The 14,136-nt window shown below is 40.6% G+C and carries 8 protein-coding genes; 6 read left to right on the forward strand and 2 right to left on the reverse strand.

The window, feature by feature from the left end:
* The first annotated feature begins 12 nt into the window (after nucleotides 1–12).
* A complete protein-coding gene (gene dpdE / locus RMZ41_RS24965) occupies nucleotides 13–3,321 on the forward strand; it encodes a protein DpdE (protein WP_322643996.1) in 3,309 nt (1,102 codons plus the stop codon).
* A gap of 185 nt (nucleotides 3,322–3,506) precedes the next feature.
* On the opposite strand, the gene RMZ41_RS24970 is transcribed toward dpdE, so the two are convergent.
* Nucleotides 3,507–3,644, reverse strand: coding sequence for a hypothetical protein (locus RMZ41_RS24970; protein WP_409875928.1), 138 nt, complete (start codon nucleotides 3,642–3,644; stop codon nucleotides 3,507–3,509).
* Nucleotides 3,645–3,660: 16 nt separating this feature from the next.
* On the opposite strand from RMZ41_RS24970, the gene RMZ41_RS24975 reads away from it, so the two are divergent.
* The 3 genes from RMZ41_RS24975 (at nucleotide 3,661) to RMZ41_RS24985 (ending at nucleotide 8,026) form a co-directional block, all read left to right on the forward strand.
* Nucleotides 3,661–5,829: a glycosyl transferase family 1 gene (locus RMZ41_RS24975; protein WP_322643997.1), complete on the forward strand. Its 2,169-nt coding sequence runs from the start codon at nucleotides 3,661–3,663 to the stop codon at nucleotides 5,827–5,829.
* 81 nt (nucleotides 5,830–5,910) lie between these two features.
* Entirely contained in the window at nucleotides 5,911–7,002 is a 1,092-nt protein-coding gene (locus tag RMZ41_RS24980; RefSeq protein ID WP_322643998.1) for a DUF4350 domain-containing protein, read from the forward strand.
* 73 nt (nucleotides 7,003–7,075) lie between these two features.
* Nucleotides 7,076–8,026 (forward strand): MoxR family ATPase, encoded by a 951-nt coding sequence (locus RMZ41_RS24985; protein WP_322643999.1) that lies wholly within the window; start codon nucleotides 7,076–7,078, stop codon nucleotides 8,024–8,026.
* 806 nt (nucleotides 8,027–8,832) lie between these two features.
* On the opposite strand, the gene RMZ41_RS24990 is transcribed toward RMZ41_RS24985, so the two are convergent.
* Nucleotides 8,833–9,705 (reverse strand): S-methyl-5'-thioadenosine phosphorylase, encoded by an 873-nt coding sequence (locus tag RMZ41_RS24990; protein WP_322644000.1) that lies wholly within the window; start codon nucleotides 9,703–9,705, stop codon nucleotides 8,833–8,835.
* Between the two features lie 373 nt (nucleotides 9,706–10,078).
* On the opposite strand from RMZ41_RS24990, the gene RMZ41_RS24995 reads away from it, so the two are divergent.
* A complete protein-coding gene (locus RMZ41_RS24995; protein WP_322644001.1) occupies nucleotides 10,079–11,200 on the forward strand; it encodes a metallophosphoesterase family protein in 1,122 nt (373 codons plus the stop codon).
* 267 nt (nucleotides 11,201–11,467) lie between these two features.
* Nucleotides 11,468–14,116 (forward strand): PAS domain S-box protein, encoded by a 2,649-nt coding sequence (locus tag RMZ41_RS25000; RefSeq protein ID WP_322644002.1) that lies wholly within the window; start codon nucleotides 11,468–11,470, stop codon nucleotides 14,114–14,116.
* Nucleotides 14,117–14,136: the final 20 nt, after the last annotated feature.

Here is a 14,136-nt window from a genome sequence, read left to right on the forward strand (position 1 = left end):
GGGACTGGATCTATGATTAAGCTCGGTTTATTGGTACAGTCCCAGAATAACTCTTTGGGTATCGGAAAAGTTACCGAAATCTCTGATGCCAATGCAAATGTTGAGTATTTCTGCTCTATAGGGCAACGTCTTCAAAAAACTTTACCTTTAAGTTCTCTGTCTGAGGTCAGGCTTGAACCACAGGCTCGATGCTATATTAAGTCTCAGACTCAGGATAAATGGATAGTTGGCAGAGTTTTCATCTGGGATGAAGATACCGAAATGTATCAAATTGATTTACCAGATAAGAAAACTGCGATCGCTACTGAAGAAGACATTTACGTTCGTTGTAATCTGCCAAACACTGACCCCATCGAAACTTTAGCGATGAAGGGTCACGAAACGCCTTACTTCCACGATAAAAGATTGGCTTTCGTCAAATCCTTGATTAAGCAACGCGCTGTCAGTCGCGGGATGACGGGACTGATTTCGGCAAATATTAATCTTTATCCTCACCAAGTTGAAGTAGTGCGGCGGGTACTGGAAGACCCAATTCAACGCTACTTGCTTGCAGACGAGGTGGGACTCGGAAAAACCATCGAAGCTGGTGCGATTCTGCGTCAATTCCTTTTGGATGAGCCGAAAAAAGGAGCGATAGTATTAGTTCCGCAATATTTACTCAAACAATGGCGGACTGAGTTAGAAAACAAATTTTACATTTCCCATTTTCCGAAACGGGTAGCGGTGCTGGCGGTTGAAGATATTCATAAAATCAACCTGAAAGCGAGGATAGGTTGCTTAATTTTAGATGAAGCGCATCATATTGCAGCAATGGCGACCTCTAAGGATGCAACAGTACGCCAGCGTTTTCAAACTTGCAAAGAACTTGCTCATAAAAGCGATCGCTTACTTTTATTATCCGCTACTCCTGTTCTCAATCACGAGCAGGATTTTCTGGCAATGTTGCACCTACTCGACCCAGCAACCTATAAAATTGGCGATTTAGCAGGTTTCCGCGCCAAAGTTGAAAGCCGTCAGGAAATTGGTAGGCTTCTGCTTTCTTTTAAAGAAGGTGCGGAACCTGCTGTACTCAAAAGCAACTTGCAACAATTACGAACCCTCTTAGCTGAGGATGAGTATTTACAAAAGCTGGCGGATGATTTAGAAAATTTACAAGCTAATTCTACCGAGCAAGATCAAATAGTTCAAGCGATTCGGACTCACGTTAGCGATATCTATCGACTACACCGCCGAATGCTTCGCAACCGTCGCGCGGCGGTGGAAGATGTGATCTTTGACCGCAACTTTACGCCCAAGGAAGAGTATGATTTAGACGAGCGATCGCTTGATATCCACGAACTACTCAATCAATGGCGTAGTGTTGCTCCTGATGAAAAGCCGTATCAGCGAATTTTTCTGTTGTTATTCCTAGCTGCTGGTACTTGGTTAGGCATATTAGAACAGGTAATTACCGCTCGGTTAACTGGTAAGCCTCATGCTAAACTCACCCAGGAGTTTAAAGAAGATGATGTTCGCCTATTAACTAAAACCCCTAAATTTTCAGGGGAAGAAGAGATTCTGCAATCCTTCCTCAAAATTATTCGTCAACCCCAAGAGGATGGAGAACGGACGGAGAATTTGAAAACAGTGCTGCTGAATCAGCTAGGTACATACTACAAAATTCCCGCCAACATTCGGAAGAATCAAAACGAATTCCTCACGAGAATACAGCAGAGGATTCGCAGACCAATTACTGGCGATATTCTGCCCAAATTTATTGTCTTTACCAGTTTCGCGCAGACTTGTGGCGAAATTGTCCGGTATTTGTCTAATATCTTTGGTGCAGAGGCTCTAGCAAAACATCAGTTTGGAGAATCACCCGACAAAGTTGAAGAAGGCTTAAATAGGTTCAAGAATAACCCAAACTGCTTTATTCTAGTATGCGATCGCTCTGGAGAAGAAGGGCTTAACCTCCAATTTGCCGATTGGTTAATTCATTTTGACCTTCCTTGGTCGCCGAATCAATTAGAGCAAAGACTTGGTAGACTTGACCGTATTGGTAGTAAAATTGGTGTCCAATCTTGTATATTGATTGGCCCTTATTTGGAAGATAGCCCTCACAACGCTTGGTATCAAGTATTGAAAGATGGGTTTGGTATTTTTCAACAATCAATTGCGAGTTTACAATTTTATGTGGATGATAAACTTGCAGAATTAGAAACAGCTTTGTTTAAATCTGGTGCTGCTGGATTGTTAGAGATGATTTCGCCAATTCAAAAACAAATTGAAACCGAAATCGCCAAAATTAGCGAACAAAATGCTCTAGATGAAATCGACGCTAACGACGAAATTGCTACGGAGTATTTTCAAGAGCTAGATAATTACGATGCTTGTCATCTAGAAATGAAACGAGCAATTGAAGGCTGGATTTGTGAAGCATTGGGATTCCGAGGACTCAATAATCCTGATTCATCAGAGATGCGACGTTATCAACCATCAACGCGGACATTGGTTCCCATAAATGATTTAAAAAACCGTTTTGCTGATAGTAACCTCGACCAATTTGGTACTTATAATCGCAGAGTGGCAAACCAGAATCCTGGTATTAAACTCTTTCGAGTTGGGGAAGGATTTGTTGAAGCACTGTGGAACTACATTAACTGGGATGACAGAGGTGAAGCCTTTGCTTTGTGGCGCACTGATGCATCTTGGGATGCTAAAGAAGGCAAAGAGTGGTTCGGTTTTCAATGCAATTATGTAGTGGAGGCAAATTTAAGAATTGCCAAACAAGTTTTACTAGATAACAAACTAGATAGTTCTCAATTCAAACACTTACAGCGACGTGTTGATGCTCTATTTCCACCAATTATAGAAACTATCTATGTTGATGGTCGCAAAGAGCCAATCCGGGTTGTTGAAGATAAAGCACTCTTAAGTATTCTGCAACGTCCATATAAAGATAAAAACAATAATCAAGGACGAGATTATAATTTGGCAAAAGAGCGCTTAGGAATTATTGACGATTTTGTTGACCCTAGTAAATGGCAAAATTTCTGTTATCAAGTGCGGAACACTTCTTCAGAATTACTCTCAAATCGTCCAGATTTTATTGAGTTGTGCCAAAGTTGTGCTAGAGTCGCCGAGAAGAAATTAGCCAATCGAGTCGAACAATTACGCCTGCGTTTGAACCAACAAAGTTGGGATAATGCATTAGCTGAAGAATTAAAGATAGAAACTGCTTTAAATGCAGCCATCCTAGAAGGAATTCGCCAACCCCAGATTAGGCTTGATTCTGTCGGCTTTATTGTTGTATCGGGGCGATCGCTTGTGCAATTTGAGTGATATCATTGTATGTACGGTTAAATAGCCTTAGTAAGTATACTAACCCCACCCATCTAAGAGGTGGGGTTTTTTAAGACTTGTAAATATCATCAGAGAATCATTTCTTCAATAATTTGCACTGCTGTTGCAACACCATTTTCTGAGCAGATTGTTTCGCCAAGTATGGTAGCGCGATCGCATATACTTTAATCTTGAAGTGCAGTTATAATTGCGATCGCAAGAGAATTGACAGTTAATTCATTAGAGATTTCTATATCTTCGTTACTGATGACATTGCTGTAAAAACATATATAGTAGTGCCTATATGCAAGGCAACTTGCCATTAGTAATTGCAACACTATGTTAATTAATGAATTAAGAGATATTAATCTTATTATTTTTCCTGACTGGTCTAATTTAGAGACTGCGATGCCTTCTCTACGAGAGGCTGCGCCAACGGCGAGCTTTCCTGCGGAATGCTGTGCGAACGCTAACGCAGAAGATTTGATAACTGTTCTCAGAACTCTTTTCACACATCCAGCTAGACAAGATATAACACTATTAATCGACAGCCAAAGCTTATCGGATGAGCTACAAGATAATGCTAACTCATTGCTTTTTGAGACTGTTCTGAAACTTAGCTTAGAAGATATTATCTGTGAAGACCTCAATGTAGGGCTTACAGGTCAGTTAAGTACACAAGAATGGTCTGTAATTAAATCATTAATTAACTTTCACATTCCAATTCATAACGAAGATGGCTATATTATTCAGCAGCCAGAAATTGCCCAAATTCCGAGATGTGAGTTGTCAGAAATTTGCCAGCAAACTGTTTATGAAGCTGCTCGGTTAGAATCTTGGCAAAGATGGGGTGACTATTTTGCAGATAGTAAATCGCCTGAAAATGCTATTCCATATTACAGCAAGTATTTATCTAGTTGTTCGTACCAGATTGACTATTATCTGAAGCTAAGTAATATTTTCTATAAAACTGGTCAGGTGCAAGGGGCTATCGAAACATTGCAGAACGGTATTAGCCATTGTCCTCAAGCAGAAGAACTCTATTTCTGGCTAATTATTCGCCTAAAGCAAAGCCACAAGTATTTAGAAGCTCGTAACTTTGCTCAACAGGTTACGGATAACTTTCCTGAAAACTATATATTTAAGATGTTTAGTCATCTTATGCTGCCAGAAATTTATCATACTCCTGATGAGATTGATACTTACCGTGCATGGTTTCAGCATGGGCTAGAAAAACTCATTCAAACAATAAATAGCCCTGATGAAGAGAAAAAAGCTTTAACAGGAATCAGGAATCATACAAACTTTTTTCTTGCATATCAGGCAAAGAATGATGTGTTACTACAGCAGCAATATGGGCAGCTAGTTCACCAAATTATGGCGGCAAATTATCCGCAATGGATTCAAGAACGCCCGATTTCTTCTATTAGTAACACTCAGCGAATTAAAATTGGCTATCTTTCCTATTTTTTGTGTGGCTGGAGCGGAACAGTTTTATTCTTAAACTGGTTGAAATATGCAGATAATCAAAATTTTGAAATTTATTCATATCACATAGGAAATCAAATTGATTCTGCTACTCAATTATTTCAGTCTTATAGCACCAAGTTCTATCATTTACCGAATAATTTAGAACAGGTTTGTCAACAAGTTATTGATGACAACCTTGATGTGTTAATTTTTCCAGAATTAGGGATGGATGCCACCACGCTATGTATTGCTGGACTTCGTTTAGCACCGATTCAATGTATGGCTTGGGGACAACCTGTAACTTCTGGATTGCCCACCATTGACTATTTCTTATCTAGCGAATTGATGGAACCTGTGAATGGGCAAGATCATTACACCGAAAAGCTTGTCCGTTTGCCTGGTGTGGGGATTTCCTATCCTGTTATCAAAGTTGACTCAATCCGCCGCAACCGATTATTTTTTGGATTACGAGAAGATGCTGTTGTCTATATCTCTAGTCAAGCTGGCTATAAATATCTACCGCAGCACGATTACATTTATGCCGAAATTGCCCGTCAAGTTCCCAATGCTCAGTTTATGTTTCTTCGCTGTGGGATTTCTCAAGAACGTTTGCAACGGGTATTTGCGGCTGTAGGTTTAGATAGTCTTGACTATTGTGTATTCTCGCCTGTTTTACCGCGTGAAGATTACTTTGACTTGCTTTCTTTGGCAGACATTTATTTAGATACCTTCGACTGGGCGGGTGGGAATACAACACTGGATGCGATCGCTTGCTATTTACCCATTGTCACTTGTCCTGGTGAATTTATGCGAGGGCGACACTCTTATGGTTTCTTGCAAGCTATGGGTGTAACTGAGACAATTGCTGATGATGCCTCGCAATATATCAAGATTGCAGTGCGATTAGCAGTAGATATTGATTGGCGCTCTTCAGTTCGTGAAGCTCTAAAACTGTCAATCAACGTTCTGTTTGACAATCCCACTGCTACTCAAAACTTAGAAGCATTCATCAAACAGGCGATCGCATTGAGAAAATAAAGCCACTTGATTATATTTTTGACTTTACCTGAAAAATAAGTAAGTATTAACACTTGTGATCCTGAAACGAAGCGATCGAAAATGAAACGTTCAAATCGGCTTGCTTGGATAGGAGCGATCGCAATCGCTGCGATCGTTTTACTGAGTTTGTTCGCGGCTCCCAATAATACAAAAATTAGTACTGGCTCTACTTATAACCGCGCCTCCAATGGCTATGGTGCTTGGTATGCTTTTATGCAACAGCAGGGAATTTCTATCAAACGCTGGCAAAAGCCTTTTAGCGATCTTCAGCCAGAAAAAAGCCCAGTTACCTTTGTACAGATTAGTGGTTATCCCAGAGAGACGATACTGGATAGTCAAGAGCGCGAATGGGTAGAAAAAGGGAATACTTTGGTAATTTTGGGTGCAGGGGCGCGGGTTACAGAAGCGGAGTTTAGCACTATGCAAAAATCTCCCCAAGGTGATATCAAAATTGATACACGTAGACGATATCAGAAAGCTAACTCCAAGGAAGTTAATTTAGGCGATCGCTTTGGTGCTATTGTCTGGGAAAAAAATTACGAAAAGGGAAAGGTAATTTTTTCTACCACTCCTTATTTAGCTGCTAACGCCTATCAAGATAATTTAAGTAATTTCAAGTATCTATCTAGTTTAGTAACTGAAAAAAGTAACACAGTAATTGTCGATGAATACATCCACGGTTATAAAGATGCTGATGTCAGAAAGAAAGAAAGTGAAGGTAATTTATCTAGCTTTTTTGCGAAAACTCCTTTATTTCCAATATTAATACAGGTAAGTATTGTGCTATTAGTGTTAACTTGGGCGCAGAATCGTCGCTTTGGGAAACCAGTGGCTTTAGTTACACCAGTTGCAGATAACAGCGAAGCATACATCCAAGCCTTAGCGGGAGTTTTGCAGAAAGCTGATACTACCGACTTTGTTGTAGAGATGGTGGGTAAAGAAGAACAGCTACAACTCCAAAAAGCTTTGGGATTAGGACAAGTACTTTTAGAACCTCAAGCCTTAATCGGTTTCTGGGTAGAAAAAACAGGCAAAAGTGCAGCAGAACTAGATGCAGTTTTAAAGCTACAATCTCGTAAAAAACCGATCGGTGAACGAGAACTGTTAAGCTGGTTGGGGAAATGGCGAACCATTAAGGGAATTAAAAATTAAAAATTAAAAATTAAAAATTAATTTTTTGAATTGGATATAGTATTTCAGCGTTGCTTATTTATCAATAAAAAATATGAGCGAAACTCATCCTATCTTAATTCGGCTTGGGCAAGGTCTTAATCAAGTAGTTGTCGGACAATCTAGGCTAATACAACAACTTTTGGTAGCACTGCTAGCTGGTGGACATGTAATTTTAGAAGGAGTGCCGGGAACTGGGAAAACTCTACTAGTAAAAGTGTTGGCGCAGTTAATTCAAGGGGATTTTCGCCGAATTCAATTAACACCAGATGTTTTACCTTCAGATATTACTGGGACAAATATTTTTGACTTAAATAGCCGCAATTTCACTTTAAAAAAAGGGCCAATATTTACCGAAGTGCTGCTTGCAGACGAAATCAATCGTACTCCTCCCAAGACACAAGCGGCGCTACTAGAAGCGATGGAAGAGATGCAGGTAACGCTAGATGGTGAAAGTTTACCTTTACCCGATTTATTTTGGGTGATTGCAACCCAAAATCCCCTAGAATTTGAGGGGACTTATCCTTTACCAGAGGCACAGTTAGACAGATTTTTATTTAAGCTGGTAGTAGATTATCCAGATCAAGCTGCTGAAAAACAAATGTTACTCAATCGTCAGGCAGGTTTTACAGCACGACGTTTAGATATTAGCCGTTTGAAACCGATCGCAACAGTAGCCGATATTTTACAAGCACGACAAGCAGTGAAAGAAGTTAAAGTATCAGAAGCGATCGTTGATTATTTGTTGGGGTTGGTGAGAATATCGCGTCAATATCCTGATTTAACTTTGGGTGCATCACCTCGCGCCGCCGGTGCTTGGTTGCAGACATCTCAAGCCTTGGCGTGGTTAACTGGAAGGGATTTTGTCACGCCAGATGATGTGAAAGCAGTTGCATCGCCGTTGCTACGTCATCGACTGATTTTAAAACCAGAAGCAATGCTGGATGGTTTACAAATGGATGCGGTAATTGCATCGGTGATTAATCAAGTGCCAGTTCCAAGGTGAAAAAATTCGTTGCTGCGTTAGCGGAGCTTACCGTAGGTATCGCCTAAACTTAGAGGTTGTTTGAAAAGTAGTTTGCTGTAATTTTAACAACAAGCTCTACAAATCATTAGATGGTACAGATGGCGAATTGAACAACTATTTGCCATCCTCAAAACTGCCGATTTAAATCTCGAAGCCACTCAGCTTGAGTCGATTGCTGCTACTGATGCCAATACTTGTCGGGTTTTGGGGAAAAGGGGAAGGGGAAGGGGAAAAGGGAAAGAAAAAACCTTTAACCCTTCCCCTTTAACCTTTTCCCCAAACCCAATTCTGAGTTCAAAATCCAAAACCCGAGTAGTATTGCCACTGATGCCGCTTTATCAATGCGCTTGCGGATCGCTTTCTCCAAAATTGCGAGAAAAGCAACTCATAAGTTAGTTACAACGATTGTTGCAATGATTTAAACGTTTCTTATACATGACGCAGTAATTGTTGCAAAGTATGTAACAATTGCTGCAATTGCTTATACCTTTCTTGGAAATACTTAAACGTTTCTTATATATAACGCAGCAATTGTTGCAAACGCTTCAATTTTGGCAACTAGTTTTGAAAGTTAAGCGAGTTATACCATTTCACGAAATACCTGATACAAATAATTTATCTCTAATTCTTTCCCCCCTGCTCCCTTGCTCCCCCGCTCCATATTTGTATCAACCTTAAAGTGAAATGGTATTAGAGGCTCTTTCCCATGCCCCATTCCCAATTCCCCATTCCCAAAAACTCCATTCCCTTGTGGGTGGAGTTTTTCATTCACGCCCATTTACTTACTACAAATACTTCTGCAACAATAACCCTAACTTTTCTTTAGTAGCTGCGGGTGCTTTATCCAACTGAGTCAAAATCGCATATTGCAATGCTGAATGCGCCTCACTCGCAGGTGGATTTTCACTCAATCGCCGCACAGTTTCTTGAATCACTTTTTGAGCATTGGCAGCATTCCGCAGCAAATTACCAATTACCAATTCCACCGTCACACTGTCGTGATCTGGATGCCAACAATCATAATCTGTTACCAGCGCTAAGGTTGAGTATGCAATTTCGGCTTCCCTAGCTAGCTTCGCCTCTGGTAAATTCGTCATCCCAATGATGGTTGCACCCCAACTCCGGTAAAGATTCGATTCCGCCTTAGTAGAAAAAGCTGGCCCTTCCATGCATACATAAGTACCGCCGCGATGGAGGGTAACTTCTGGTAAATTGAGAGATGCGATCGCATCTGCCAACACACCAGCCAAGTTCTTACAAATCGGATCGGCAAAGGCAATGTGAGCCACAATTCCCTCACCAAAAAACGTGGAAATCCGATTTTTCGTTCTGTCAATAAACTGATCTGGCACTACCATATCTAATGGTTTCGCCTCTTCTTTCAAGGAACCCACAGCACTAGCTGAAATTAAATACTGCACTCCCAATTGCTTCATTGCATAGATATTAGCGCGAAACGGTAATTCCGAGGGTAACAGCGTGTGATTGCGGCCATGACGTGCTAAAAAAGCTACTCGTGTACTATCTAATGTCCCCAGAATCAAAGCATCAGATGGTGAACCAAAAGGGGTTTGGATATGCACCTCTTCTATATCTTTGAGTGCTTCCATCTTATACAAACCACTGCCACCAATAATCCCAATACTAGCTTGAGCCATGATTCTGAACCTGTTCTTTGCTGATCTGCTAAGTTATTTTACCGAAAAGGGGAGTAGCAGAGAATTAACAATTCAAAATTCAAAATTCAAAATTAAAGACAATTTCAGACGGAGATTTAAACCCGACTGAAACTGGGCCTATTTGTAGGCGTAGGGATATTAAACCTTTTTATTTACGATAAATAGATCAGCACTGTTGGGGTAATTAATATTGCTGATTTGCTCTTAAGTTAATCGTCACCACAGCATTAAATCAATACTTAATGTATACAAATGTTAAGTAAATGCACTCCTGAGCAACGAAAGAAAGTTAGGGTTATACTTTTGGGAAAAGGCTTATTTTAACCACTGTTTTTAACATTCTCATAAATCAATGGCTCTCAATTTTCGTTTTGCGGTAGTCAGTGACTTACACCTGGCACTTCCCCACACAATCTGGGATCATCCTAGTCGGTTTCATCTGGTAGAAGTTAGTATTTCGGCGTTTCAAAGTGTACTCGAACATCTAACTCAACTCGATTTAGATTTCTTATTATTACCAGGAGATTTAACTCAGCACGGCGAACCAGAGAATCACGCCTGGTTACAACAATGTTTAGCCCAGCTACCTTTTCCCGTCTACGTTGTTCCTGGTAATCATGACGTTCCTGTGCTGTTGGCTGATGAGCAATCAATCGCTTTTGCGGATTTTCCCTACTATTACACCAAGTTTGGCTATGAAGATCCACAGCAGATGTACTACGTTCGTCAATTGCTGCCTGGAGTTAAGCTAATTGGATTGAATTCTAACTCCTTTAATGACCAAGGTGAGCAAGTAGGGTGTTTGGATGCTAAACAGCTACGGTGGTTAGAAGAAGTATTGGCGGCATCTGTTGGTGAGTTAGTTTTGGTGATGGTGCATCATAATGTGGTGGAGCATTTGCCCAATCAATCGAACCACCCACTGGCAAATCGCTATATGTTGGCGAATTCAGCAGAATTATTGCAATTGCTAAGACATTACGGAGTCAAACTAGTATTTACCGGGCATTTGCACGTTCAAGATATTGCTTACTCAGAGGGAGTATATGATATTACCACTGGCTCTTTAGTTAGCTATCCTCACCCTTATCGCGTGCTAGAGTTTCATCGAGATAACCAAGGTAAAGAATCGTTGCAAATTGTATCCCATCGGGTAGAGTCATTACCTGATTTTCCCGACTTGCAAGAGTCATCACGGCAATGGATGGGCGATCGCTCTTTTCCTTTCTTAATCAAGTTACTAACTCATTCTCCATTAAACTTACCACTATCACAGGCGAGAAAATTAGCTCCGAGTTTGCGAGACTTCTGGGCAACTATTGCCGATGGCGATGCAGTACTAGACTATCCTCAGTTTCCATTGGAAGTGCGTCGCTACATTGAGACTTATAATGCATCGGCACAGCCAAACCCAGGTATGAATACTAGTGGAATGGCACTGATCGATAACAACAGTACGCTTTTACTGCGTTAAGAGTGATGAAGTGTCTGGGCTAAAAGTTTGGTAGTCTATTCTCCAGTGTTTCCTTTTAAATAGCGATCGCTCCTGTCATAATTCTCTGATAAAAAGTCACCTTGGCAGGGCTAGACATCGCTTTTAAATCCCAAAGGATATCTTTTGGCTAAGACTCCTATGTGCCTTTTGACAGATTCCATTTGGAGCTTAAAAATCCATACTTATATAACTAGGGGATGCCTACTCTTCAAGTCTATGTTATTTAGTTATAGGCAGTGTATGCAGATGCCAAATATTGATAAAATTAACTCGAAATTTACTGATGAATTAGCAGTTTTACGGCAGCGCATAGCTGAGTTAGAGCAATCAGAAATCTTTTATCAGCAAAGGCAAGCAGCACTTGAAGAACAATTAACAAAAACAAGAATTCAACTAGCATTAACGGCACAAAATCTCCCTAATCAAGTAAGCAATGATGATATTGAATATCATCTGGAACAGGGTAAATCCACAGGCTTAAATGCGCCAGAAAATGTGACGGCGATTTTACAGCACTTTCAACAAGAAATTGCAGAACGGCAGCAACTAGAAATAATTTACAGGGAAAGTGAAGAACGGCTAAGGTTAGCTTTAGATGTTTCCCAGATGGGTTTGTGGGATTGGAATGTTTTAACCAACAAAGTCATCTGGTCTGGAAATTATGAACTGCTTTTTGGTGTAATTCCAAGTAATTTTGATGGGCCTTATGAGACATTTCAGAAGTGCGTTTATCCTGATGATAAGCAATCTGTAATGCAAGGCATTAGCCAGGCTTTGGCACAAAAAACTGATTACAACGATGAATTTCGGATAGTTCGCTCAGACCAAAGTGTACATTGGATTTCTGCTAAGGGAAAATTTATCTATGACGATCGCGGACAACCCGTGCGAATGATCGGTGTTTGCATGGAAACTACTGTGTGCAAGCAGGCAGTAGAAAGTACTCGTGAACTAACAACTCAAGTTCAAGAACAGGCAAATATTTTAAATGCCATTCTCACCGCCTCAGTCGATCATATTTACATCTTTAATCGCGAAGGTTGCTATCAATATGTCAGTCATGATGCAGCTACTATATTAGGTTTTCAACCCCAGGATATTGTCGGAAAAACTTTGCATGAACTGGATTTACCTACAGACCTTGTAGAACAGGTAGAGAATCAACGACAAGCTGTGATGAAAACAGGGCAGCCAATCAAGGATGAGTGTAAATATGTAACTGCTGATGGGATGCATTATTATGAATACATTATTACCGCATTACGGAATTTAGACCAAAGTATTGAAGGCGTAATTATTGTTTCTCGTGACATTACCGAACACAAACGAGCAGAAAAATCATTACGTGAAAGTGAAGCGCGATTTCGGCGGTTGTTTGAGTCTAACCTAATTGGGGTCGCTTTTTGGAATATAGATGGCTTCATTATTGATGCTAATGATGCCTTTCTACAATTAGCTGGCTATACTCATGAAGAGTTTGCGACTTTAGGTAAAATTAATTGGCAAGAAATCACTCCAATTGAATACAAGCATTTAGACGATCGCGCCATTTTAGAGGTGCAAACTACTGGAGTTTCCAAAATTTTCGAGAAAGAATATATTCACCGCGACGGAAAGCGAGTACCAATTGTTTTGGGCATAGCTTTGCTGAACGACTCCGAAGACAACGGTGTTGCTTTTGTACTAGATATTACCGATCGCAAATTGGCTGAAAAAGAATGCGATCGCCTCCTCGAATGCGAAAAAACAGCACGTCAACAAGCAGAGATCGCCAATAAAATTAAAGATGAGTTTCTAGCAGTTCTCTCCCACGAACTACGAACTCCGTTAAACTCTATTCTGGGATGGTCGAAAATGTTGCGGACTCGCAAGTTTGATGAACACACTACTAACCGCGCTTTAGAAACCATTGAACGCAACGCCAAATTACAAACCCAGTTAATTGAAGATTTGTTGGATGTGTCTCGTATCCTTCAAGGAAAATTAAACTTAAATGTCTGTCCAGTGAGTTTGGTAATGGTAGTTGAAGCAGCACTAGAAACGGTACGACTTGCAGCAGAAGCTAATTCAATTCAAATTCAGACCATATTTGATCCCAATTTAGGGCAAGTTATGGGCGATCCAAATCGGCTCCAGCAAGTTGTGTGGAACCTGCTTTCTAATGCGGTAAAATTTACACCAGCAGAAGGACGGGTAGAAATTCGACTCCTGGAAGTTGGCAATCAGATTCAAATTCAAGTCAGCGATACAGGTAAGGGAATTAACCCAGACTTTTTACCTTATGTATTTGATTACTTTCGCCAAGCTGATGGTACAACTACCCGCACATTTGGCGGACTAGGTTTAGGATTAGCCATCGTGCGTAAGGTTGTAGAAATGCATGGAGGAAAAGTTCAAGCCGAAAGTCTTGGAGAAGGATTGGGTGCAACTTTCAGTGTTGAGTTACCGCTTTTGGTGAGAAGCGAACAAGTTAGGGGAGAAGAAAATGAGTCTTTCGATTGCGATCCTGAATCCTCGCTGCTTTCAAACACTCAAGTTTTAGTGGTAGATGATGAACCAGATATCCGCGACTTAGTGAGCTTCATTTTGCAAGATTATGGTGTAGAAGTAACCGCCGTATCTTCAGCACAGGAAGCATTAAAAGCACTGTCTGAATCGATTCCAGACGTTTTAATCAGCGATATTGGAATGCCAAAAACAGACGGTTATATGCTGATGCGGGAAGTGAGGGCGCGATCGCCCCAAGAAGGAGGACATGTACCCGCGATCGCTCTGACAGCTTATGCTGGTGAAATGAATCAGCAGCAAGCACTAGCAGCCGGATTTCAAATGCATATTTCTAAACCAGTAGATCCAGATGTATTGGTGAAAGCGATCGTTGATTTGATAAAGTAGTCATTTGTCATTTGTCATTG

It is taken from the genome of Nostoc sp. DedVER02 (assembly GCF_034530675.2).
In the GTDB taxonomy this organism is placed as follows: Bacteria; Cyanobacteriota; Cyanobacteriia; order Cyanobacteriales; family Nostocaceae; genus Nostoc.

Coding starts and splice junctions, on each gene's coding strand:
- dpdE (WP_322643996.1), top strand. CDS start 13: ATGATTAAGCTCGGTTTATTGGTACAGTCCCAGAATAACTCTTTGGGT.
- RMZ41_RS24970 (WP_409875928.1), bottom strand. CDS start 3,644: ATGGCAAGTTGCCTTGCATATAGGCACTACTATATATGTTTTTACAGC.
- RMZ41_RS24995 (WP_322644001.1), top strand. CDS start 10,079: ATGGCTCTCAATTTTCGTTTTGCGGTAGTCAGTGACTTACACCTGGCA.
- RMZ41_RS25000 (WP_322644002.1), top strand. CDS start 11,468: ATGCCAAATATTGATAAAATTAACTCGAAATTTACTGATGAATTAGCA.
- RMZ41_RS24985 (WP_322643999.1), top strand. CDS start 7,076: ATGAGCGAAACTCATCCTATCTTAATTCGGCTTGGGCAAGGTCTTAAT.
- RMZ41_RS24990 (WP_322644000.1), bottom strand. CDS start 9,705: ATGGCTCAAGCTAGTATTGGGATTATTGGTGGCAGTGGTTTGTATAAG.
- RMZ41_RS24975 (WP_322643997.1), top strand. CDS start 3,661: ATGTTAATTAATGAATTAAGAGATATTAATCTTATTATTTTTCCTGAC.
- RMZ41_RS24980 (WP_322643998.1), top strand. CDS start 5,911: ATGAAACGTTCAAATCGGCTTGCTTGGATAGGAGCGATCGCAATCGCT.